18 protein-coding genes are annotated in these 21,129 nt (G+C 71.4%); 9 read left to right on the forward strand and 9 right to left on the reverse strand.

Annotated features, from left to right (window positions below; all coding sequences use genetic code 11):
- The first annotated feature begins 7 nt into the window (after positions 1 to 7).
- Entirely contained in the window at positions 8 to 700 is a 693-nt protein-coding gene (locus IT371_12125; GenBank protein ID MCC6748400.1) for a response regulator transcription factor, read from the forward strand.
- Between the two features lie 72 nt (positions 701 to 772).
- Here IT371_12125 and IT371_12130 read toward each other — a convergent pair whose 3' ends face one another.
- From IT371_12130 to IT371_12145, 4 genes are all read right to left on the reverse strand, one after another.
- Positions 773 to 3,523: a zinc-dependent metalloprotease gene (locus IT371_12130; protein ID MCC6748401.1), complete on the reverse strand. Its 2,751-nt coding sequence runs from the start codon at positions 3,521 to 3,523 to the stop codon at positions 773 to 775.
- 316 nt (positions 3,524 to 3,839) lie between these two features.
- On the reverse strand, positions 3,840 to 4,679 hold the full coding sequence (locus IT371_12135; protein ID MCC6748402.1) for a hypothetical protein: 840 nt from the start codon (positions 4,677 to 4,679) through the stop codon (positions 3,840 to 3,842).
- A 174-nt stretch (positions 4,680 to 4,853) separates the two neighbouring features.
- Positions 4,854 to 5,582 carry a hypothetical protein gene (locus tag IT371_12140; protein ID MCC6748403.1) on the reverse strand — a complete coding sequence of 243 codons (729 nt, stop codon included), beginning with the start codon at positions 5,580 to 5,582 and terminating at the stop codon, positions 4,854 to 4,856.
- A complete protein-coding gene (locus tag IT371_12145; protein MCC6748404.1) occupies positions 5,579 to 5,986 on the reverse strand; it encodes an ASCH domain-containing protein in 408 nt (135 codons plus the stop codon). Before IT371_12145 ends, IT371_12140 begins: the two co-directional genes overlap by 4 nt.
- Before the next feature lie 163 nt (positions 5,987 to 6,149).
- Between IT371_12145 and IT371_12150 the strand changes: the two genes are divergently transcribed.
- Complete coding sequence (locus IT371_12150) at positions 6,150 to 6,563, forward strand: nuclear transport factor 2 family protein (GenBank protein ID MCC6748405.1); 414 nt, start codon at positions 6,150 to 6,152, stop codon at positions 6,561 to 6,563.
- On the opposite strand, the gene IT371_12155 is transcribed toward IT371_12150, so the two are convergent.
- Positions 6,556 to 7,242, reverse strand: a complete 687-nt coding sequence (locus IT371_12155; GenBank protein ID MCC6748406.1) for an alpha/beta hydrolase — start codon at positions 7,240 to 7,242, stop codon at positions 6,556 to 6,558. The genes IT371_12150 and IT371_12155 overlap by 8 nt on opposite strands.
- Positions 7,243 to 7,258: 16 nt before the next feature.
- On the reverse strand, positions 7,259 to 7,747 hold the full coding sequence (locus IT371_12160; GenBank protein ID MCC6748407.1) for a hypothetical protein: 489 nt from the start codon (positions 7,745 to 7,747) through the stop codon (positions 7,259 to 7,261).
- Between the two features lie 390 nt (positions 7,748 to 8,137).
- Between IT371_12160 and IT371_12165 the strand changes: the two genes are divergently transcribed.
- Entirely contained in the window at positions 8,138 to 9,286 is a 1,149-nt protein-coding gene (locus IT371_12165) for a hypothetical protein (GenBank protein ID MCC6748408.1), read from the forward strand.
- Positions 9,287 to 9,330: 44 nt separating this feature from the next.
- Here IT371_12165 and IT371_12170 read toward each other — a convergent pair whose 3' ends face one another.
- The gene (locus IT371_12170; GenBank protein ID MCC6748409.1) at positions 9,331 to 10,410 is read right to left on the reverse strand and encodes an adenylate/guanylate cyclase domain-containing protein; all 1,080 of its coding nucleotides are present in this window, start codon (positions 10,408 to 10,410) and stop codon (positions 9,331 to 9,333) included.
- 265 nt (positions 10,411 to 10,675) lie between these two features.
- On the opposite strand from IT371_12170, the gene IT371_12175 reads away from it, so the two are divergent.
- The 4 genes from IT371_12175 (at position 10,676) to IT371_12190 (ending at position 16,927) form a co-directional block, all read left to right on the forward strand.
- Entirely contained in the window at positions 10,676 to 12,193 is a 1,518-nt protein-coding gene (locus IT371_12175) for a tetratricopeptide repeat protein (protein MCC6748410.1), read from the forward strand.
- Positions 12,194 to 12,410: 217 nt separating this feature from the next.
- Entirely contained in the window at positions 12,411 to 13,493 is a 1,083-nt protein-coding gene (locus IT371_12180) for a hypothetical protein (protein MCC6748411.1), read from the forward strand.
- The gene (locus IT371_12185; protein MCC6748412.1) at positions 13,490 to 14,716 is read left to right on the forward strand and encodes a C40 family peptidase; all 1,227 of its coding nucleotides are present in this window, start codon (positions 13,490 to 13,492) and stop codon (positions 14,714 to 14,716) included. Before IT371_12180 ends, IT371_12185 begins: the two co-directional genes overlap by 4 nt.
- Before the next feature lie 18 nt (positions 14,717 to 14,734).
- Entirely contained in the window at positions 14,735 to 16,927 is a 2,193-nt protein-coding gene (locus IT371_12190) for a PAS domain S-box protein (protein ID MCC6748413.1), read from the forward strand.
- Positions 16,928 to 16,949: 22 nt separating this feature from the next.
- Here IT371_12190 and IT371_12195 read toward each other — a convergent pair whose 3' ends face one another.
- Positions 16,950 to 17,393, reverse strand: coding sequence for a CBS domain-containing protein (locus IT371_12195; GenBank protein MCC6748414.1), 444 nt, complete (start codon positions 17,391 to 17,393; stop codon positions 16,950 to 16,952).
- Positions 17,394 to 17,713: 320 nt separating this feature from the next.
- Here IT371_12195 and IT371_12200 point away from each other — a divergent pair, with 320 nt between their 5' ends.
- Positions 17,714 to 18,454, forward strand: a complete 741-nt coding sequence (locus IT371_12200; protein ID MCC6748415.1) for a C-type lectin domain-containing protein — start codon at positions 17,714 to 17,716, stop codon at positions 18,452 to 18,454.
- Between the two features lie 23 nt (positions 18,455 to 18,477).
- Here the strand turns inward: IT371_12200 and IT371_12205 are convergent, their stop codons facing one another.
- Complete coding sequence (locus IT371_12205; protein ID MCC6748416.1) at positions 18,478 to 19,863, reverse strand: sodium:solute symporter family protein; 1,386 nt, start codon at positions 19,861 to 19,863, stop codon at positions 18,478 to 18,480.
- Positions 19,864 to 20,264: 401 nt separating this feature from the next.
- Between IT371_12205 and IT371_12210 the strand changes: the two genes are divergently transcribed.
- Complete coding sequence (locus tag IT371_12210) at positions 20,265 to 21,041, forward strand: hypothetical protein (GenBank protein ID MCC6748417.1); 777 nt, start codon at positions 20,265 to 20,267, stop codon at positions 21,039 to 21,041.
- Positions 21,042 to 21,129: the final 88 nt, after the last annotated feature.

Here is a 21,129-nt window from a genome sequence, read left to right on the forward strand (position 1 = left end):
GCCCCCCATGGCGGAAAAGGTCCTGCTCGTCGAAGACGACCCGTCGATCCAGCAAGGCCTCGAGCTGAACCTGCGCCTCGAGGGGTACGAGGTCTTCTGCGCGAGCGACGGAGAGGAGGGGCTGCGCGCGATCCGCGAGCGCCACCCCGATCTCGTGGTGCTGGACATCATGCTCCCCAAGCTCGACGGCTTCCGCGTGATCGAGGAGGTGCGCGCCGCCGACCCGGACCTGCCGATCCTCGTGCTCTCGGCCAAGGGGCACGAGGCGGACAAGGTGCTGGGGCTCTCCCTCGGCGCGGACGACTACCTGACCAAGCCCTTCGGCCTGGCGGAGCTCCTCGCGCGCGTGCGCGCCGGCCTGCGTCGACGACGCCAGCTCCAGTCCCCGCCCGCCGAGCCGCGCGTGGCGCTCCCCGCCGACCTGGAGGTGGACCTCGCCTCGCGGCGCGTGGTCGTGCGGGGCCGCGAGGTGGAGATGACGGCGCGCGAGTTCGACCTGCTGCGCTACTTCCTCGCCCATCCGGCCGTGGTCTTCACGCGCGAACAGCTCATGCACGCGGTCTGGGGACCCCAGCACTACGGCACGCCCCGCACGGTGGACAACTTCGTGGCCCGGCTCCGGGCGAAGATCGAGGAGGACCCCGAGGCTCCGCGTCACCTGCTCACGGTACGAGGGGTGGGCTACAGGTTCGATCCGTAGGGCGGGCCGGTAAGGCGGAAGGAAAAAGAGGCGAGGGGTCCACCGGGAACCCCCCGCCTCGGGAGGGAAGAGCTACATCGGGGGCATGCCGGGGGGCATCCCGCCGCTCATGTCGGCGCCGAGCGCGCCCTCCACGGCCTCACGGTCCGCGAACCAGTGCGAGAGAGCCGAGGGGAGAAGGTGCGGGTCCTTGACCGTCCCCTCGTAGAGGGCGTTCATGGCGTCGGTGTACTTCTCGTCGAGCGCCTTCTTCTCGACCTTGCCGTAGTAGGCGAACTCGGCCTGCATCCCCATGAAGAGGCCCGCAGCGACCACGCGCGTCTCGACCGGGTAGAAGTAGACCGGCAGCGAGACCTTGATCTTCTTCTCCGTCGGACCTGCCTCGGCCGGGGGCTCTTCCCCTTCGGCCGGCGGCGCGGGCTCGACGGTGACGGTGATCTCACCCGTGATCTTCTTGCCCGTCTCGGAGAGGAGCACGTCGGCCACCCGCTCCGCGGCGTACGCCGGCAGCTTCTTGGTCATCGGCTGGTCGGCGATCTTCCCCGAGTCGCTCGGCTGCATGTACTCCATCAGCCAGGGGTTCTGCATGAAGATCTCGCTCTCGTACGGATTCTGGCCGTTGCCGAGCAGCGTCAGGTCGTACTGCGTCCCGAGCTCGGCGACCTTCTTGAAGGCCGCGCGTGCGGTCGCCTTCATCAGGGTCTTCTCGGCGTCGCTGAAGCTCACCTTCTGGTCGAAGAAGCCCGTGGTCGTGCCGTGCGCCGCGACGAGCTTGTCGAACTTGGCCGCCGCGGTCTCCGCGAAGTCCTTGGGCATCCAGCCGAAGGCCCCGGCGTAGCCGCCGTTCGCGGTGAGGCGGCTCGCCGTCGCCGCGTACTCGGCCAGGAGCACTTCCTTCTGGTTGGCGTCGTTCGCCACGCCGAAGGTCCGGCGCACGGCGAGGGTCTTCGCCGCCGTGGTGAGGCCGCGGAAGGCGGTAAAGAGCGGCGTCACGGCGTCCATCGCGTAGTACTTGGGGTACAGATCGACGTAGTTCAGCGCCACCGGCTGGTCCCCGGGGGTGGGGGACTTCGCCCCGACGTACTGCTCGAAGAAGTGGCTGGCCAGGTTGTCGAGGATCTCCTTGCGGTACCACTTGGCGAACTCGATCGGGTTACGGCCCACGTCGTAGGCCTGGCAGTCCTGGTAGGCCCCGAAGAGGCCGGCCCAGCCCGAGGGCAGGTCGCTGCAGAAGATGGGGTGCTTGCCGGGCACCACGGACGCGCCCTTGTAGAGCACGCTCGCGGCCTGGACGTCGTACTCGAGGCCGGGCTGACCGAGCGCGATGCGCTGACCCGCCACGAAGTCCGCGCTCACCGTGAGGTAGTCCATCACCGAGGACGACGGGATGGCCGTGGCCGCGCGGGTCGGCTGACCCTTGAGGAAGTTCGTCATGTGGTTGTCGAAGGTCTCCGGCGCCGCGTTCGCGTCCTGCGAGGCCGCGAAGTTGTGCCGCAGGCCGAGGCAGTGGCCCACCTCGTGCGCGACGACCGAGCGCACCACGTTCGCGGCGGCCTCGAGGACCTGCGCGTCGCTCGCGCCCGTGGTGAGCGCCTGCCGCGCCAGAGCGTAGACCTCTCGCGCGTCGCGGATGTGCTGAAAGCGGGCGCCGAGGCCCTTCAGCCCGGCCCAGCGGTGCTTGGTGCGGTACTTCGACACCGGGTCGGAGAGCTTGTGGGCTTCCTGGCGACGGAGGAGCGCCTGCGCGTCCGCCTTGCCATACACGGCGAAGATGGAGCTCAGGAAGACCTGCGCGTGCAGGACCTGACCCGTGCGCGGATCCATCTGCGCGTCGGCGTAGGCGAAGCCCACGGTCGGCGCATCCACCCACTGGATCACGTTGTAGTCGGGGTTCGGCGCGGAGACGCCGGCCGGCGCGTCGACTACCTTGAAGAACTCGCGACCGAGCGCCTTGTTCCAGTAGAGCACGCCGTCACGCACCGCCTGGCGGAACTGCACCGGCGTGTTCGTGGAGAGAGCCCAGGTGGTCTGCTTCTCGGGGTGGAAACGCGCCACCTTCGACACGTAGGTCCGGTCGTTCTTGCCCGCCTTCGGCGTCACCTGGAAGAAGCCCATGTCGTCCATCGTGGCCGGCGCCGCGAGGGGCTTGTAGGTCGGGTCGGGGCGGTACGGCGAGAGGTAGTACTTCACCGTGAAGGGGAAGTTGCCCCACTCGTGCTTGGCCTTGCCCACCTGCGTGATGGTCACGCGGTCGGCGCGGTCGGCCTTCGCCGACTCGATGTAGCTCGCGTCGACGGGGACGGCGAAGGTGCGGAGCGGGTCGGGATAGTCGAAGTCGGGGGTCCACCAGTCCCAGTCCACGAAGATCTGGGCCATCCCCTGGTTGAAGTCGAAGGTGATCTCCTTGCGCAGGAAATCGTTGAAGGGACGGGCCACGATCGGGAACTTGGCCAGCACCAGCTTCATGTCCACTTCCTGGCTCTTGTCGAGCGCGTAGTCGCTCGGCGCCTCGAGCATGAACAGCTCGCGGCCGACCTCCTTGAAGTAGACGATGCGGCTCTGCGTCGCGCCGAACATCGGGGCGCCCCAGGGGAAGATCCAGTTGCTCTGCAGCAGGAATTCTTTGCCCAGCGCGTCGCGCTTGATCGTGATGTTCGCGCGGTTGGTGCCGATGGTGTCCGCCTTGCCCTGCGGAGCCCCGACGATGAACGAGTTGTTGATGTTCGGGTCGGCGGCGACGTCCTCCGGCCCCGCACCCTCGCCACAGCCAGCGACCACCGCCGCGGCGACGGCCAGCCAGCTCCATCCCTTGAATCGACTCATCACGCATCCTCCTTGCGACCGCTCGAGCCGGACCGCGGACACACGACCACCGTCCGCGTGCGCACTCTCGCCGCCACGACGTGCCCACTCCACCGAGTTGCGGGCCAGTTCGTTCGTCAGGTCTCGTCGAGGACGCTTCACCGAGCGCGTCGCCGACGATGACGCCACTTGTTATGCTCGCGGCCCCCAGCAAGTGTGGGACCAACTCGCGATCCCGCAGGACCCTGCGGGTTCTCGCCCACCGGACGACGCAGGTGGCTTCCGATTTTGCGCGAGGGTCTACGGGAAGCGGTGGATCGCCGCGAAGGAGGGAGTACTAAGCGCGGCGCGCGCGGCGAAAACGGAAGGCGAGCAGGGCGAGCACGAGGAGCGCGAGACCGGAGCCCGAGCGGGTGTCGGTAACCTCGCAGCCGCAGCCCTTCTTCTTGGTCGTGCCGCTGCCGTCCCCAGCCGCGGCGCCTCCGTCGGTCGGGGTCGAACCTCCGTCGGTCGTGGAGGCATCATCGCCCGCGCCGCTGTCGTCCGCGACTCCGGAGTCGGCCGTCGGCACGCCGCCGTCGCGCGTCGGCGCGGCGCCGTCGGCCTTCACGCCGCCATCGGTCACCACGTCGCAGTTCATCGCGTTCTTGCCCGCGGGGTCGGCGCTCCCTGGCGTACCGCAGGTGTAGTAGTTCTTCGAACCGCTCCAGCCGCACTTGGGCCCCGCGTCAGAGGTGTTGCAGTCGCGGGTGAGCACGCTCCCCTTGTTGCAGAACTTCACGGTCTCACCGGCGCAGCAGCCCTTCGAGGTGATCGCGCCGCAGGAGCCGGCCCCCGCGTCCCTGACCCCCGCGTCGGGGCAGGTCGACGCCACGCCGGCTTCTTTCACCGGCCCGGCATCGCTCGCCGGCCCGCAGGACTTCGGAAACAGCTTGGCCGGGTCCGCGCCGCCGCTCGTGCCGCAGGCGTACCACTTGCCGTCCCACCCGCAGCTGGGCGTGTTGGGCGCCGCGTTGCAGTCCTTCGTCTTCAGCATCCCGCAGGAGCACCACTTCATGGTCTCGCCGTCGCAGCAGCCTTCCTTCGCGATGGCACCGCACGGCACCGCGAAGGCCGGCCCGGCAAGAAAGAGGCTGGCGAGGGCCAAGGCGCAGCTCGAAACTCGAAACATTCGCATCGTCATTCCTTGTTCGTAAGGGGTCCGCACGACGCGGTAGCAAAGGCCAGACCACGCACCCTCAGCGGCGCGAGCTGAAGATCACGACGCAATGACGCGGCGACCTACGGCCGAAACGTTCGGAAGTCGGAGGCTCGTCGAAAGATCAGAGAGCGGCGCGGAGGGCGAGGCGGCTCACCGGCAAGCCTGAACCACCGTGGTCGTCGAAGGCGTGCATCCGCCTTGCGGCGGCTTCGTGCAGCGCCCGTAGGTCCCCTCGGCGCCGCAGTCGGGGACGAAGCCGATCCAGCCTTCCGAGGTGCACGCATTCTGGGTGCACTTGGCCATCATGGTCGAGCTGCGCGCCTCCTCGCGGTTGTCGCAGTTGTAGTCGAAGTCGTCGTTGTTCTTGCTGCGCTCCTCGAAGAAGCGGGTCTGCCCCGGGAAGACGAGGTTGTCGTCGTCGTCGCAGTCGTCTCGGCTCTGCACGAACCCGGGCGGAGCCGTGCAGGCCTGCTGCGAGCGGTCGGGGTCACCGTGTCCGTCGCCGTCCGCGTCGCGATAGAAGGCGACCTTCGTGCAGCCCCCCTGACAACGACCGTCCTTGCAGGTTCCCGAACAGAGCTGCCTCACCGGCCGGCCGTCGGACCCGCAGGAGATGGACAGGCGCCCGTCGCAGATGGCCACCGTCACGCCGGGGGTGCAGGTCAGACACGAGGGCATGAGGATGTCGCACTCGCCGGGGGGCGTCGTGGTGCCTCGGTCGGAGGACCCCGCTCCACGATCCGCCGCGGCGCTGCCGTCGGTCGCGCCTCCCGAGCCGGGCACGAAGTTCGGGTTCTGCACGGTGCACGCGGCCGCGCCGGCCAGCAGCGCGGCAAGAACCAGGCGCATCGCGCGCGAGCTCCAGATCGAGAACCTCATGCGCGACCTCCTCGGGCAAACGATGCCGGGACGGTGTGGAGCTGCGCCTGCACCGCCTCGGACACCTCGTCGGCGAGCCGAACCCAGATCACGGCCCCGGGAGGATGACGGTACGGCACGGGCCGCAGAAGGCGCCTCGCGCCGGCCAGCACCCAGGCGTGCGTTCGGGCGTAGGGCAAGCGCGTCGCGCGAAACCCCGCGTTGGAGGCGTGCGCCGCCAGCTCCTCGACGGACAGGGGCCCCCGGACGCCCACGAGCTCGCACACGCCCGTGACCGTGCCGCTGCCGCTGCGGATGAGCCCGATGAGGCCCCGGCGCGTCGTCGCGCTGCCGCGGATCTCCCAGGTCTTCTCACCGGCGAGGATCGCCTCGAGCGGCGCATCTTTGATGACGAGTCCGTGCATGGAGCGCTATTCAACGAGTGTGACCCACGCGCGCGCTTCAGCCAAGGGGCGGCGGCGCATCGCGTAACGACGGATCAGGGAGCGGTTGCGCGGCAGGGGGAGCGGAAGTAGAGTGCGCGACACTCGCCCGCTCGGCTCGGCGCGAGAGCACGGAACCGCACCGATGTCTCGACAAGCCATCCTCGCCGCCAATGAAGCCTTCTACGAGGCGTTCGCCCAGCGCGACCTCGAGGCGATGGATCTGGTCTGGGCGGAGCAGGCTCCCGTCGCGTGCATCCACCCGGGGTGGGACGTGCTCCTCGGGCGCGAGCAGGTGATGGCCGCCTGGGACGCGATCCTCTCCAGCCCCTCGGCCCCCAAGATCGTCTGCAGCCACGAATCGATCCACGTCTGCGGTGACGCGGCCTACGTCGTCTGTCGCGAGACGGCCGGTGAGGGAACGCTCATCGCGACCAACCTCTTCGTCCTGGAGAACGGGCGCTGGCGACTGGCCCACCATCAGGCCGGGCCTCTGGCCGAGACCGACGACGAGGAGGACGACGAGGACAGCGACGGGGAGCCCACGCTCCTTAACTGAGCACGTCGTCGCGCGGCCCGAGGAACGCGCCCACGGCCTCGGCCAGCGGCTGCAGCAGGCCGTGAAAGAAGTGTCCCGCCCCCGGAACGAGCTGCAGGCGCACCCGGGCGTCGCCGTAGCTCGCGACGAAGCGCTCGGCCGCCGTCACACTGCAGAAAGGATCGTCGTCGGCCACCACGAGGAGCAGCCCCTCCGCGGGCAACGGCGGAGGCGGCACGGCTCGCACGTCGAGCGGCGGCGCGACGAGGAGCAACCGGTCCACGCGCTCGCCCCCCGCGAGCACCGCGCACGAGACGGCCGAGCCGAAGCTGTAGCCGGCCAGGACGCGCATCCCCCGATGGTCCGAAAGCTCGTCGGCGCGCGCGAGTGCGGCGAGCACGTCGAGCCGCTCGGCGGCACCCTCGTCGTGGGTCCCCTGGCTGCCTCCCACGCCGCGAAAGTTGAAGCGCACCGTCGCGAGGTCTCGCGCGGCGGCCGCGCGCACCACCGTCGTCACCACCTTATTGTGCATGGTGCCCGCGTGCAGCGGATGCGGATGGCAGACCACGACGCGCCCGCGAGCGCGCTCCAGAGCGGGACGATGTTCGAGCGCCTCGAGGACGAGCCCGTCGCGCGTGTGCAGCGCGATGGAGCTCTCGGGGGCGGCCGGCGGAAGCCCGGGGGGGGTGGCGCTCACCACGACGCGGCACTCCGGCTCACTGGAGGCAGACGTAGCGGCCGCTCGGGTCCCCCGTGTTGAGGCAGCGGAGGCCTTTCGGACAGGCGTAGGTCGCGGCGGCTCCGCCCGGCTGCGGCACGCGGCAGAGGAACTGACAGGCGTAGAGCAGGCCGGTCTGCGTCTGGATCTCCGTCAGACAGACCGCGTGGGTGCCGGCCGGCGCGTCGGCGCACGGCGCGTCCTTCGTGGCGCAGGTCTTGGTGCAGAAGCCCTCGCGCGCGGCCTGCGCCTCGGCACAGAAGAGCGGACTCGTGCAGGGCTCGATGAGCACCGCGCAGTGCGCGCCGAAGCTCCCCGCCGGGACCTGCACCCCGCCTTCCGCGCGCGCTCCCCCGTCGCCGGCGGCGGCTCGCCCATCCGTCGCGGCACCGCCCCCGCCGCACGCCGCGCCGAGCGCCGCGCACGCGACGAGGAGACACCGCGACCGTCGAAAGCTCGAGGAGGTCATGCGCCGAGTGCTCGTCATGGTCGCGGCCATGATAGCGACGGAGGCCGCACGAGGTGCCGACTTTTTGCAGCGCGAGACCGACCGCAGGAGGGAACTAATGACCCCAGCTGCGGGCGGATTGGCCCCTGCGACCGACGTGAGCCGCGCGCGCCGCTCACCGACGCGCTAGGGCCCTCCGCCGCCCGTCAAGTCTGTATAGTTACACGATCACACGGTAATCCAATGTGGGAGGACCTGAGGCGGTGAAGGCCGAGGATCCGGCATGGGGACTCATGACCCCAAGTGCGCCGGCCCGTGAGGCCAGTGGATCCACCAAGCGCAGCGCTGGCCGTCAGTTCCGCGCCGCACGAGCCACGCCCGCCTCGTGGCCCGACCCGTGCAACGTGATTTCCTCGCGGAGGTGTTCTCGTGGCCCACGGTCGAAAGCGCCCCTTTGCTGACGCTCTCCCCGACCTCACCACGGAGCGCGACCTCGTCGAACTCCGCCGCGCCCCGCACGAGCGACAGTACCGCGTAGTCAACGGACGCGGCGTCGCGGTCACTCCGGAGGGACGGGCGAGCCTGCTCTCCCCGGAGCAACGAGAAGGGTCGACGGCCTTTCTCGGGGCCGATCGCGTGCGCACGGTCGTGCCGGCGAAGGCGGGCTTCGCCGGGCCGCTGGCCGAGGATCAGCTTCGCACCCTCGCCCCCGACGGGTCGACCTTCGCATGTGGCGTCCCCGACGACCGGCTCGCCACCTTCGTGCCGTCGAGCCCCGCCCTCTCGTATGGCCTCGTCGTGACGAGCTCGCGGCGATGCGGGACGCAGGCCCTGCCGCCCAGACCGACGTTGCCGCCGGCCGCCACGGGGCGTGCGCCGCGAGACCCGGGCCCACGAGACCCGAGCCCGCGGGACCCCGCGCCGCGTCCCCCCGAGGCGCTACCGACGCGCATCCCCGTGCGCTCGAGCCCTGGCTTCCTGGCTCTCGCGTCGACGGACCCCGACGATGCTCCGCGGCAGGCGCCGCCGCTGCCCATGCCGCTCCCGGCCCTGCCACCGCCCCTGCCGCCGTTGACACCGTTGACGCAGCGCCAGGTGCCGACCGAGCGCTTCCACCTCGGGCTGGAACCTCTGCCGGCACGCTCGGCCCCGGAGGCTCGACGTCGCGCCCTCGCGTTCCTCGGCGCCCTCGCCGGCTGCGTGCTCGTCGCAGGAGCCGGCGTGAGCGCGTGGCAGCTGCTCCGCGCGCGACCGGACGCCGTGTCGAACGCGGCGCGTGCGCGCGTCGCCGCAGCGGCCCCTGCCGTGCGTGCGCCCATACGCCTCGCGGCCCCCCCGCCCGTCGCGCCCCAGATCACCGAATCCGCCGAGCCGGACGCCCCCGAGGCGCAGCCGGCGAATCCAGAGCGAGGCAGCACGACGGCGCCGGCGTCCATCCCGTCGGTTCGTCGCGCGCTGGCTCGGCGCCCCACGCGGCCGGCGCGGCCGGCGCGGGCTGCGTTGCGTCCCTCGGAAGGCGGTGCGCGCGCGGCAATGCGCGTGGCGGGCGGCGACCTGCTCGACCCGTTCAGCGACTGAAGGCCACGAGCTAAGTCAGGACCCGCGCTAAGGCGGCCGGCCGCCTAACCCCCGACGACGAGAACCTCGACCGGCGCGGCCAGGTTCTTCAACCGGAGCTCGCCGCGGCTGGTGAAGGTCAGCGGCAAGCGCGGGAGCTGCACGCGCGGATCGGCCATCGCGCGGAGCGCCTCTTCGCGCGTCTCGGGACTCGTGAGCACCTCGCCCCCCTCGGCCAGCCCGCAGAGGCGCGCGCTCAGGTTGGTCGTGTGGCCGAGCGCCGTGTAGTGCAGGCGCTGGCGCGTGCCGACGTTGCCGACCACCGCGGGGCCGCTGCTCACCCCGACGCCGAGCGCGGGCGCGGCCCGTCCCGCCGTGCGCCGCTCGCCGATCCAGCGCCGCTGCCGTTGCTGCATCTCGAGCGCGCAGACCAGGCCGCGGAGCGCGTGATCCGGCTGCTCGAGGGGCGCGCCGAAGATGGCCATCACCCCATCGCCTTCGAACTTCTCGACGGTCCCACGCAAGAGATCCACGCAGTCGAGCATGTTGCCGAGAAAGGCGTTCACCAGCTCCTGCACCTCCTCGGGGTGCAGCTCCTGGCAGAGCCCGCTGAAGCCGCGCAGGTCCGCCGAGAGGATGGTCACCTCGCGGCGCGACATGCGCAGCCAGGCCGAGGAGTCCATGCGCTCGAGCTGCTCGATCACCGCGGGCGAGACGTAGCGCGAGAAGGTGGCCTCGAGCCAGCGCTGCCGGGTGACGTCCTGCAGCACGAGGTGCACGGCCCCCGCGCGCGCGCCGGCGGTGAGGCGCAGGACCGGATCTCCCGTCGGTCGCGGCTCTCCCGAGGAGGGAAGCGCCTCGACGGGCAGCCCCGGGCAGAGTCGTTCCACGGTCACCGGCACGGGGGACTGCCGCGCGGCGCGCACCAGGCCGCAGAGCACCCCCTCGCCGAGCGGTCCCCGATCGAGCGCCTCGAGCGCCATTCCCTGCGCCGCCTCACGGCTGGAAACCCCGAGCAGGCGCGCCATGGCCGAGTTGAGATACGCGACCCGGTCGTCGGGCTCCACCGCGAGGACCAGCTCCTCGAGGCCCATGATGCTGTGGCCTCCGGCGAAGGCGCCTTCCGATCCCTGACCTCGCACCATGGATGCCTCCCGAGACGGGCCGAGTGTACTGCGCCCGCGATCCGCGCAGCCACGCGGAAGACGTGTGCGATGCGGGATCCTTCCCCGGGAGGGCACCGCCGCCGGCGCCGCGGCGCGCCACGTCCGGATCCTGGCTAGCGCTGCCGCCCACCTGCTGAAAACAGGAGGGCCGGTGGTCACCCGCTGCGCAGAGACGGCTTCCATCTTGGCCACTTAGCATGTGGCCCATCGGGTGCAGTGGCGCGGGTGGGTCAGGGAGCCAAACATGCGGATTCATCACCGAGCCGACAGCTCGACGCTGCGCTTTGGCGATTGGCTCGTGCACCGCGGGCTAATCGACGAGCACCAGCGCGCGGTGGCCCTCGCGCAGTCCGAGAGACGCCAGTGCCGCATCGGGGATGCGCTGGTGGACCTCGGCATGCTCAACCGCCAGCAGGTGGAGCAGGAGCACGCGGCGCGGGCGCACTTCTCGAGCACCACGGGTCTGCTCGACCAATCCATCCGGCCCGTGGGTCGCCGCACGACCGCCCACCGGCTGTTCGACCTGACGGACATGACGGCCGAACGGCCACGGCATCAGCTGGGGGCGGAACGTACGCCGACCCCGTCCATGACGGGGGCGGAGCCTCAGGTGATCCTGAGCGCCGCGGACCTGTCCCAGCTACGCGACAACGTCGCGTCCCGCACGGGGACCGGCGCGCCCTGGTATCCGCGTCGCGCGGAGCCCGGAGCGCCCGCGCCGCGCGGCGTCTCCTCCTCCGGGGATCTGATCGTCGAGGCGAAGCGTTCTCCGGCTGCCCAGCCACCGAGCGCCAGAGTGCCTGGCGCCGGCGTGCCGAGCGCCGACGCCCCAACCCCGGAAGGCCCGATCGATCCAGCGCTCCGGGTTCGCCACGCCCCCTCCGACCGCACCCCCACGCCGAGGCCTCTCGGCCGGGAGAGCGCACGGCCTGGTCCCGAGGCGGCGATGCCCGCGGCGGAGCCGGTAACCAGCGCCGAGCTGCCGACGGAGCTCGTGCGCCCGCGTCGACGCCCTCCGTGGCTCTGGATTGCCGTACCGGTCGCCGTGGCCGCCTCCAGCCTGGCCGCGGGACTGCTCATCGGACAGCTACGCACCGAGCGACTGGCGCCCGCCGCGAGCAACGCCTCCCTCGAGCTGGAGAGCGCGCCCGGGCCGCGCGCGGTTCCCGAGCCCGCGGCAACCGGCGAACGCAGCGGCACACCGCCCGGCCCGCGCGCCGCAGCCGCGGCGGCTGCAACTCCAGCCCCGAATCCACCTCCGACGGAGCCGACCCCCGCGCGCTCTCCCGACGCGCTCGTCTCCCTCGGTCACCTCGACGCCACACAAGGACGGCTCGAGAGCGCGGACCGGCTCTTCGAGCAAGCGCTCGCGCAGCGCCCGGACGACGTGGAGCTGCGCCTGCAGGTGGCCGAGATCTACGGCCAGCTCGGTCAGCACACCAAGGTGTGGGCCGTCGGACAGCCCGCGCTGCAGCAGCTCGTCGTAGACGGCAAGCGGCGCCAGGCCGCAGTGGCGCGCGCCCGCCTCGGCCGCTGGCTCCGTAAGGGAGCAGACCCCGAGTTGCGCCGCGCGAAGGGTTTGCTGCTCGCCGCGTGCCACGCTGGGGAGCCCTCGGCCACCGGCTGCCTCGAGCTGGCCCGCCTCTACCGCGCGCAGTCGCGCCGGAACAAGGCGCTCTCGTACTACCGCCGGGCCCTCTCGGTGGACCGCGGGCTGGCCGTCGCACGGGCCGAGCTCAGGCACCTCGAGCGACGCCGGTAGCGACGCCGGCAGCGCGGCCGCCCCCGCTGGCTCGGTCCGGCCACGACCCCGCTGGGGACGAAGGTCACCAACCTGGGTGGGTCACCTGGCTGCGGCAGGGCCTGCGCAAGAGGGGGCCCAGACCTCGCGGGAGGCCCGTCAGGCCAGGCAAGGCCTTGATATCGTGTGCGCGTTCCCCGGGCCGCCCGCCGGCACGCATCCTGCTAAACCAGGCCGCATGCACCCGGCCATTTCACTCTCCCCGGCGACCGCGCCGGGCTGCCGCCCCCGATGGTGGGGGACCTTCGTGGCCGGGCTCGGGCTGCTCGCGGCTCTCGGCTTCCCAGCCGCTGCCACTGCGGACCGTGTCGCCGCGCGGTCGATTACGCATCGCGTCACGGAGCGCGCCGACGCCACGCAGGCCGCCAGCGAGCTCCTCGTGCGAACCGGCTGGGGTCGAGGGGCAGGCCAGCTCGGCCGCGACCCCGACGGTGCGGGGCTCGGGCCGGCGGCCCTGGCTTTCGGTCCCCGGGGCGAGCTCCTCGTGCTGGACGCGGCCAACCGTCGCGTCCTCGTGCTGAGTCCGCGCGGGCGACCCGAACGCGCCCTGCCCCTGCCGGGCGGTCACCCCCGCGATCTCGTCGCCCTCGGCGCGCACCTCTTCGTGCTGGCCCACGCGAGCGGCGCCCCGGACCGCTACGAAGTCCACGCGCTGGACCTGACGACCGGTCAGCTCCGACGCACGCTCCCCGTGCCGGCCGCCGCGCGCGTCCCCGGTGCTCTCCTCGTGGCGGGTTCGCCCGCCGCGCCCGATCTCTGGATCGAAGCCGACCCGCTGCGCTGCGTCCCGCTCCTTCGGGCCGGCGCCCCCGTTCCCGCCACCGCCCAGCTCCGCCCCGTCCTCGGACGGCCGACGCGCTCTTCCCGCCGACCGCTGGTCGCGGCCCTCACCGGCCGCACCGATCTCACGGTGGGCGAGCTCGACGAGCGCGGCCACGTTCGCCCGCTCGCCGACCTGCAGAGCGCCCACCCCATCACCGCCATCCGCGAGGTGACGACCGACGCCGCGGGACGGCTGTTCGTGGTGATCGTCGTCGCGCGCGGGCCCGACCCGGAGACCGCCGGCCTGCGCCAGGTCCTCGTGGTCCTCGACGGCCGCAGCGCCCCTCGTCAGCTCGAGCTCGCGCCCCCCACGGCGCTCGAACCCGCGCGTCCGGTGGCCGTAGCTCCCGATGGCGCCGTCGTGCAGCTCCACGTCACGCCCGACGGCGTCACGCTGCGACGCTTCAGCGCAGCCGCGCGAGAGGCGAGCCGCCCATGACGCGCCGTGCGCTGGCCCTGGCCTTCGGCCTTCCTCTCGTGCTCCTCGGCGTGGCGACCGCCGCGCCCCCCACGATGTCGCGCAAGCAGATCATCGACCGCGCGGCGAGCGGCGTGGGCTGCAACTACGTCTGGGGGGGGAGCTGCTGGGACCCGAACAACAAGAGCTGGAAGGGCGCCGACTGCTCCGGTTACATGGGCAAGGTCTGGCAGGTCCCCGACGCCTCCCCCACGACGACCTGCACCCGCGCCTACACGACCTATCACTTCTACAACGAGACGACCCACTGGACGGGCATCAAGCGCGACGAGCTCCTCCCGGGCGACGGACTGGTCGTGCATGGCAGCGCGGGCAACCACGTGCTGCTCTACGCGGGCGGCGACAAGTGGGGCAAGATGCAGACCTACGAAGCGCTCAACCCGAGCACCGGGATCGTCAACACCACGCGCTTTATCGGACCCGAGCACAAGGCCATCCGCCGCAAGTACCTCACGACCGACGACGCGCAGCCGCCCACCACCACGCCGCCTCCCACCACCACGCCGCCTCCCGCTACCACGCCCGCGCTGGCGGCGCAGCTCGTCCGGCAGGGCGCCGAGGGGGCGTTCGCCGGACAGGGCGCCGCGTCCGCCTCGGTGTGCCCCGGCCAGAAGCTGCGACTCGTGGTGGAGCTGAAGAACACCGGGACCCTGACCTGGACCGATCAGGGCGGCGCCGACCCCGGCAAGGCGGTGCGCCTCGGTCACCGTGGCGGCGAGGTGCTGAGCAGCGAGACGCGCGTCAGCCTGAACCAGGCCAGCGACCGGGAGGTCCGCCCGGGCGAGACGGTGCGCTTCACGATCGAAGGAGCCGTGCCGACCGCCCCCGGCACCTACCGCACGGAGTGGCAGCTCATCAGCGAGCTGTCGGAGTGGTACGGACCGAAGGCCAGCCTGACCTTCGCCGTCACGCCGACGCCCCCCGGCGGCCAGTGCGCCGAGACGCCGATGCCCACGCAGGGGAGCGTCCCCGCACCCGCGACCTCGGCCCCCTCGCCCACGGCGTCGCAGGATACGGACCCGGCCCTCGCCGACCAGGCGAGCCCTGCGGGGCAGAGGGCCGTCGGCGGTTGCGCCGCGGTCGCGAACGCGCCCTCTCCGACGGCGCTTCCCATCGGGCTTCTGCTTTTCGCTGCGCTCATCCACGCCCGTCGCTCTCGCCGTCGCTCCGCGAAGACGCTATGATGGATACAGCCTCCGTTCATGAGTACCGACGAGCCGCTGGCTCACCACGTCGCTGAGCTCCGCCGCCTCCTCGCCGAGGCGCACGAGACCATTCGGCTGCTGCGCGGCGCGCAGGACCCCACGCCCGACCAGCAGGCCAACTGGACCCGCGAGATCAAGGAACGCAAGCGAGCCGAGCGACGGCTCGTAGCCCAGCTCGCCATCACCCGCACGCTCGCCGAGGCGAGCTCGCTCGACGACGCCGCCCGGGACGTCCTGCAGATCCTCTGCGAGACGCTCGGCTTCCGCTTCGGCGCGCTCTGGCTGCCCGAGGAGGGGCTGGACTGCCTGCGCTGCGCGCAGCTCTGGCCTTCTACGGGGACCGAGCTCGAGGCCTTCGCCGACGCGTGCCGCCGGCACCGCTTCGAACGCGGCGTGGGGGTGCCAGGGCAGGTCTGGGCCTCGGGACGCGCCACGTGGATCCCCGACGTCGCGGGGCTGCCCGATTGCCCGCGGGCCCGCGCGAGTACGGAGGCCGGCCTGCACGCGGCGCTGGGCTCGCCCCTCGTCCTCGACGGTCGCTTCCTCGGCGTGCTCGAGCTCTTAAGCGCCGCGCCCCTCGAACCCGACAGCTTCATGCTGCACATGATGGACGACCTCGGCCGCCAGCTCGGGCAGTTCGTGCGACGTCGACGAACGGAGGAGGCGCTGCGCGAGACGAGCGACACGCTGCGGGCCCTCATCGACGCCGCGCCGATCGTGATCGATATCCTGGATCTCGACGGAAAGGTGAAGCTCTGGAACAAGGCCGCCGAGCGCCTCTTCGGCTGGACCGCCGAGGAGGTTCTCGGCAAGTTGCTGCCCACCGTGACCGAAGCCACTCGCCCGCTCTTCTGGGAGGGCCTGCGGCGCTTTCGCGCGGGAGAGAGCACCGGAATGGCCGGGGTCGAGATGCCCTGTGCCACCAAGGACGGGCGCGGCGTGACGGTGAACGTCCACGCGGCGCCGTTGCGTAACTCCCGCGGAGAGGTGGTCGGCGTGGTGGGTCTCGGGGTAGACCTCACCCACCAGAAGCGCCTCGAGGAACAGGTCGTCCAGGCCCAGAAGATGGAGTCCGTGGGGCGACTCGCCGGCGGCGTGGCGCACGACTTCAACAACCTCCTGAGCGTGATCCTGGGCTACGCCAACCTCGCGCTCTCCCGAGGCCCCGAGTCCGAGCGCCTTCGAGACGAGCTCGAGGAGATCCAGCGGGCGGGCGAACGCGCCGCGGCGCTGACCAGCCAGCTCCTCGCCTTCAGCCGGAAACAGATCCTGGCCCCCGAGATCCTCGACCTGAATCAGCTCGTCGGAAACACGGAACGGCTGCTGCGGCGCGTGATCGGAGAAGACATCCACTTCGCCGTAGACCTCGAGCCGGCACTGCACACCACCCGCGTGGACCCGCACCAGCTCGAGCAGGTGGTGATGAACCTGGCCGTCAACGCGCGGGACGCCATGCCGGGCGGCGGAAAGCTCGTCATCGAGACGCGCAACGTGGGCCCCTCACCGCTCGAGGGAATCGCGCCGGATGGACTCGCCCTGGAAGGCGCCGTGCTCCTTCGTGTGAAAGACACCGGCGTGGGAATGAACGCAGAGACGCGCGCGCGCGTGTTCGAGCCCTTCTTCACGACCAAGGAGAAGGGAAAGGGGACCGGCCTCGGCCTCGCCACGGTCTACGGCATCGTGCGCCAGAGCGGCGGGCAGATCGTCGTCGAGAGCGAGCCGGGCAAGGGCACCACCTTCTCGATCTACCTGCCCCGCGTGCTGTCGCCCTCGGCGGCGGCTGCCGCGAGCGACGGCTCACCCCCGACCGCCGGTCGCGGCAGCGAGCTCGTGCTGGTGGTCGAAGACGAGGAGCAGGTCCGCAAGCTCACCCGCGTCCTCCTCGAGGCCCAGGGGTATCAGGTGCTCGAAGCGGCGAGCGGCGAGGAGGCGCTGACCCTCTGCGCAGAGCCCGATCGATCGCTCCACCTCATGCTCACCGATCTGGTGATGCCCGGCATCACGGGGCGCGAGCTGGCGGACCGCGCGCGGCTCCTCCAGCCGCGCATGCGCGTCCTCTACATGTCGGGCTACCCGGACGAATCCATCGTGCATCGGGGCGTGCTCGAGCCGGGGACGCGCTTCGTGCAGAAGCCCTTCCGCGCGAACGAGCTACTGCATCGCGTGCGCGCGACGCTCGACGAGGAATGAGCGCCGTCCGCCGATCAATCGCCTAACGGTAATAATCGAAGAAGTAGTCCTTGAGGAACCCGAGCGTCTGCTTCTGCTCCGCTACCTCGTGATGCAGCAGATCGCGCATCGACAGGACCCCCGCCAACCCGCCGTCCTCGCGCACCACGACGAGGTGCCGGCGTCCCTCCGCCACCATCGCGCGCCGCGCCTCGGCGATGCTCGCCCCGAGACGGATCGTGCGCACCGGCCGCGACATCACCGCAGCGACCGGCGTGGCACCGGCGTCGCGCTCCACCGCCACGACGCGCGCCAGCACGTCCCGCTCGGTGAGGAGCCCGACCGGAACCTCCCCTTCGGCCACCACCACCGCGCCGAGCTCGTGCTGCGCCATCTGCCGCGCGGCCTCGAGCACCGTGGCGTCTCCCGGGATCGTGAGCACCGACTGCGTCCTGCGCGCCCTCAAGAGCTCCTTCACCGTTCCCATGTCACTCCTCGGCTGGACCTATTGAATGAAGCAACCCATGTGCCGTGGCCACCGTCGTCGTACGCCTGCGGAGGGGAAAGCGTGTGGTCCCAGGCCACTGCGCGCCGTGGCGGGCCCTCGGAGCGTAACCTGGCTCACGCCGCCGGCGAGCGCGGGTGGGGGATGGGTCCCCGCTGCGTAGCGAGCTGACCCCTATCCGGCGCAGCCCCGGGTCGGAAGGGGCCGGCGCGGCCCGGCTCGGGCGATCGTCGCCCCCCACGTCGCCAAACATGCGGCCTGGCCCGCCCGTTGCTACCCTAGAGGGGAGGAGAGCTGACGGCATGGACCGGTGCGGCCCGAAGGCCGGGAAACCACGAGCCTCGGCAGAATGGCGCGGTGAGCGCCTTCCGACCCGCGACCCCAGCCGGCGGTCACGACTGACCTCGCCTCGCCCCGCATCGCGCTCGCTCCTGCTCGGGCTGCTGGCTCTGGCCGCCTGCGGAGGGGAGATCGATTTCTCGAATACGCCGCCCGACGCGCGCCGCCCGCCGCCGACCCCGACCCGCGACGGCATCACTCCCTATCGTCTCGACGGAGGCGGGTCCCGCGCCGACGGAGGTACGGACCTCGTGCCCCCGCCGCTGCCCGACACCGGCGGCGGGATCACCTGTCAGCACGGGGAAACCCCCTTCGGAGGGCATTGCTACAGCGCCCTCGGTTACAAGTGGCTCGACTACACAGCGGCGAAGCAGGTGTGCAAGAGCAGGGGCGCCGTGGTGGTATCCGTCGAGTCGGCGGCCGAGAACACTTTCATCTACAACCTCATCCCTCGCTACTCCTGGGCGGCCTTCATCGGGCTACGGCGCAACGGAACGGGCCTGAACGACTTCGTCTGGGAGAGCGGCAAGAAGCCGACCTACACCCGCTGGGCCAAAGGGGAGCCGAACAACGACAAGGGCATCGAGAGCTGCGTGGTCCTGTGGGCCCCCGACCTGCCGACCGCCAGCCTGCGCGGCTACTGGAACGACGCCCCCTGCTCCGACCCCGGTCGCGACACCGTGATCTGCGAGCGCGTGCCGTAGGGTCCGGCGCGCCATGGGATCGGTCAGCGCTCGAGGGGCTCGTTCGCGGGTCGTCGCTCGAAGAACCCGACGACGAGGTAGGCCGCGAACGCCCCCCCGAGCGAGAGCAGATACGCGTACGGGACCTTGAGCCAGTAGGCCGCGGAGAACCAGCCGAGCGTCCCGACCACGAGCGAGGCGGTGGCGGCCGGCGGTCCACCGAAGCGCGAGAAGAGCCCGAAGAGCCCGATGACGAAGATTCCGGCGCTGCCGAAGGCCGACGCATCCTTCACGAGCTGGTAGATCCCGTCGGCGTGCACCGCGAGGAAGTAGGAGATGGCGCCGAAGAGCACGACTGCGAGGCGCGCCAGCCGCAAACGCCCCGCGTCGCTCAGGCCCGGCTTGAGCGGGACGATCACGTTGTGCGCGAGCAGCCCGGCGGCGGCCAGCAGGCAGCTATCCACCGTCGAGAGAATGGCCGACACGAGCGCCCCGGCGAAGAGTACGTAGACCCAGATGGGCAGGTGCTCCTGGGCCAGGCGCATGAGGACCTGCTCGGGCGCTGTGATCCCGGGAAGCAGGCGCGAGCCGAGCAGACCCAGGAAGACGGGGATCGCACCGAAGAGGAGGTAGAGCGGACCCGCCACGAGCGCGGAGCCACGCGCGACCCTCGCCGACCGGCTGGCGATGAGGCGCGAGACGAGCTCCTGCGCGAGAACCGAGCCGCAGACGGGTATCGCCCACAGGTTGACGACCTCGAGCCACCCGGGGGGCGTAGCGGCCGCGGGAAGGAGGGCCGGCCTCACTGCGGCCAGCGTCGAGGCCGGTCCGCCGAGGTTCAGCGTCACCACCACGAGGGTCACGATGAGTCCGACGGCCAGCGCGATCCCCTGCACCACGTCGGTCACCGCGTCGGCGAGCAGGCCCCCCGCCACGGTGTAGACGACGACGATCGCGGCCGAGAGGCCGATGGCCGTGTGCACCTCGAGCGCCGAGGACGAGGCGAGGACCTGGCCGAAGCCGCGCACCTGCGCTGCAGCCCAGATGAGGGAGCTCGGGATCGCGATGAGCGCCGCCAGCCGCTCCACCGAGCCGGAGTAGCGCTGGGCGAAGAGGTCCGCCAGCGTGGTGAGCTTGCGGCGCCAGAGCGGGACGGCGAAGACGAGTCCGACGAGCACGAGGCTCGCACCGTAGGCCAGCGGGTCGGCGGTCGCGCCATAGAGTCCGCGCTGGTAGACCTCGCCGGCCGCGGCGAGGCACGTCTCGGCGCCAAACCAGGTGGCGAAGAGCGACGCGGTGGTGAGCACGGGCCCGAGCGAGCGCCCGGCCACCAGGTACTCCTCCTCGGTGTGCACCCGACGCGACACGACGAGCCCCACCACGAGCTGCAGCACGACGTAGCCGAGGACACCGAGGGAGACGACGGTCATGGAGCAGGCCCATAATACACCGACACACCGACACACCGCCTCGAGGACCCGACGCGCGCTTCGGTCGCGAACGGCCCATCGACCGGCAGCAGCGCCTTCCACGGTGGCGCGCTTCACCGCGTCCGCCGCCTCCAACGCGGCGGGGCACGATTCTCGACGGAAAGTGCCCCTCGGCGCGGCGCCGTCGGAGGCCGGCGCGTTCTGCCACGCCGGCGCCCTACGTCGTGATCCTCGCCACTTCGCCGAGCCCGCGCCCGACGCGTCTCGCGACCCGACCGCCGCCCCACGTGACGCATGGCGTCCTTTCGCCGCGTTGCGCCAGCGGTACGGGACTTGCTGAGCGCGCGCCAGAACAACCAGTTTTTTCAGCGCACGACGCGCTCCGCGAGAGGAAGGCCCCAATGCGTCGACAGGATACGTGTGTGTTGCACCTCGCCAGCGTGGTCGTGTTCCTCGCCGCGTGCGGACAGAGTGGGACGTCCTCCCGCGGCACCCAGCCCACGCGCGCTGCCTCCTCGGCGCGCTGCGCGGCGGCGAGCTGCGCCCAGCGACCCGGCGGCCTGTGGGCCTTCGTCTCGGTCGAGCGTCGCGACGACAACACCTGCAGCACGGCCCAGAGCGCCACGTTCACCTTCGAGGCCGAGTGCCAGCGGAACCAGCCGCCCGTCTGCCAGGAGCTCAGCGTCGCGGGGACCTGCTCCTACCGCGCCGACTGGGGCTGGTACTTCGACACGGAGCTCTGGGCGGCTGGCGTGGCCTGCCATTACGACAACCGCGCGATCTACGACGGCTCGCCCTACTTCAAGAACTACGCCTCGCAATCCGCGTGCGAGGCCCAGCGCGCCTGCGCCCTGAGGGTCAACTCCTCGCTCCTGGCCTCGCCGCCCGCTCCGTCGACGGTCTCGTCGAACCCCGTCTACGGGCCCTGCGGCCTGAACCGCAGCGGTAACGTCAGCCACACCTGCTACGGCGACTACTACTGCGGCGAAGGCGAGTGCTGCGGCAACACCAACCCGAACCGTTGCTTCTGCAACCCCCTCGGACGCGAAATCGAGCCCGGCGCGCGCTGCACCTGGACCAGCGCGACGTGGCAGGATGTCCCTCCCACGCCGACGCCCACGCCCAACCCCTCGAAGCTCTTGAACCGCCCCGGCTTTCCTGGAGGCTCCATTTGTTGAGAGGATGGAGACATGGGACGACCGAGCACGTTTTCACCAGAGGTACGGGAGCGCGCGGTGCGGCTGGTGTTGGAGCACCGGGACGAGC

Source organism: Deltaproteobacteria bacterium (genome assembly GCA_020848905.1).
Taxonomy (GTDB): domain Bacteria; phylum Myxococcota_A; class Polyangia.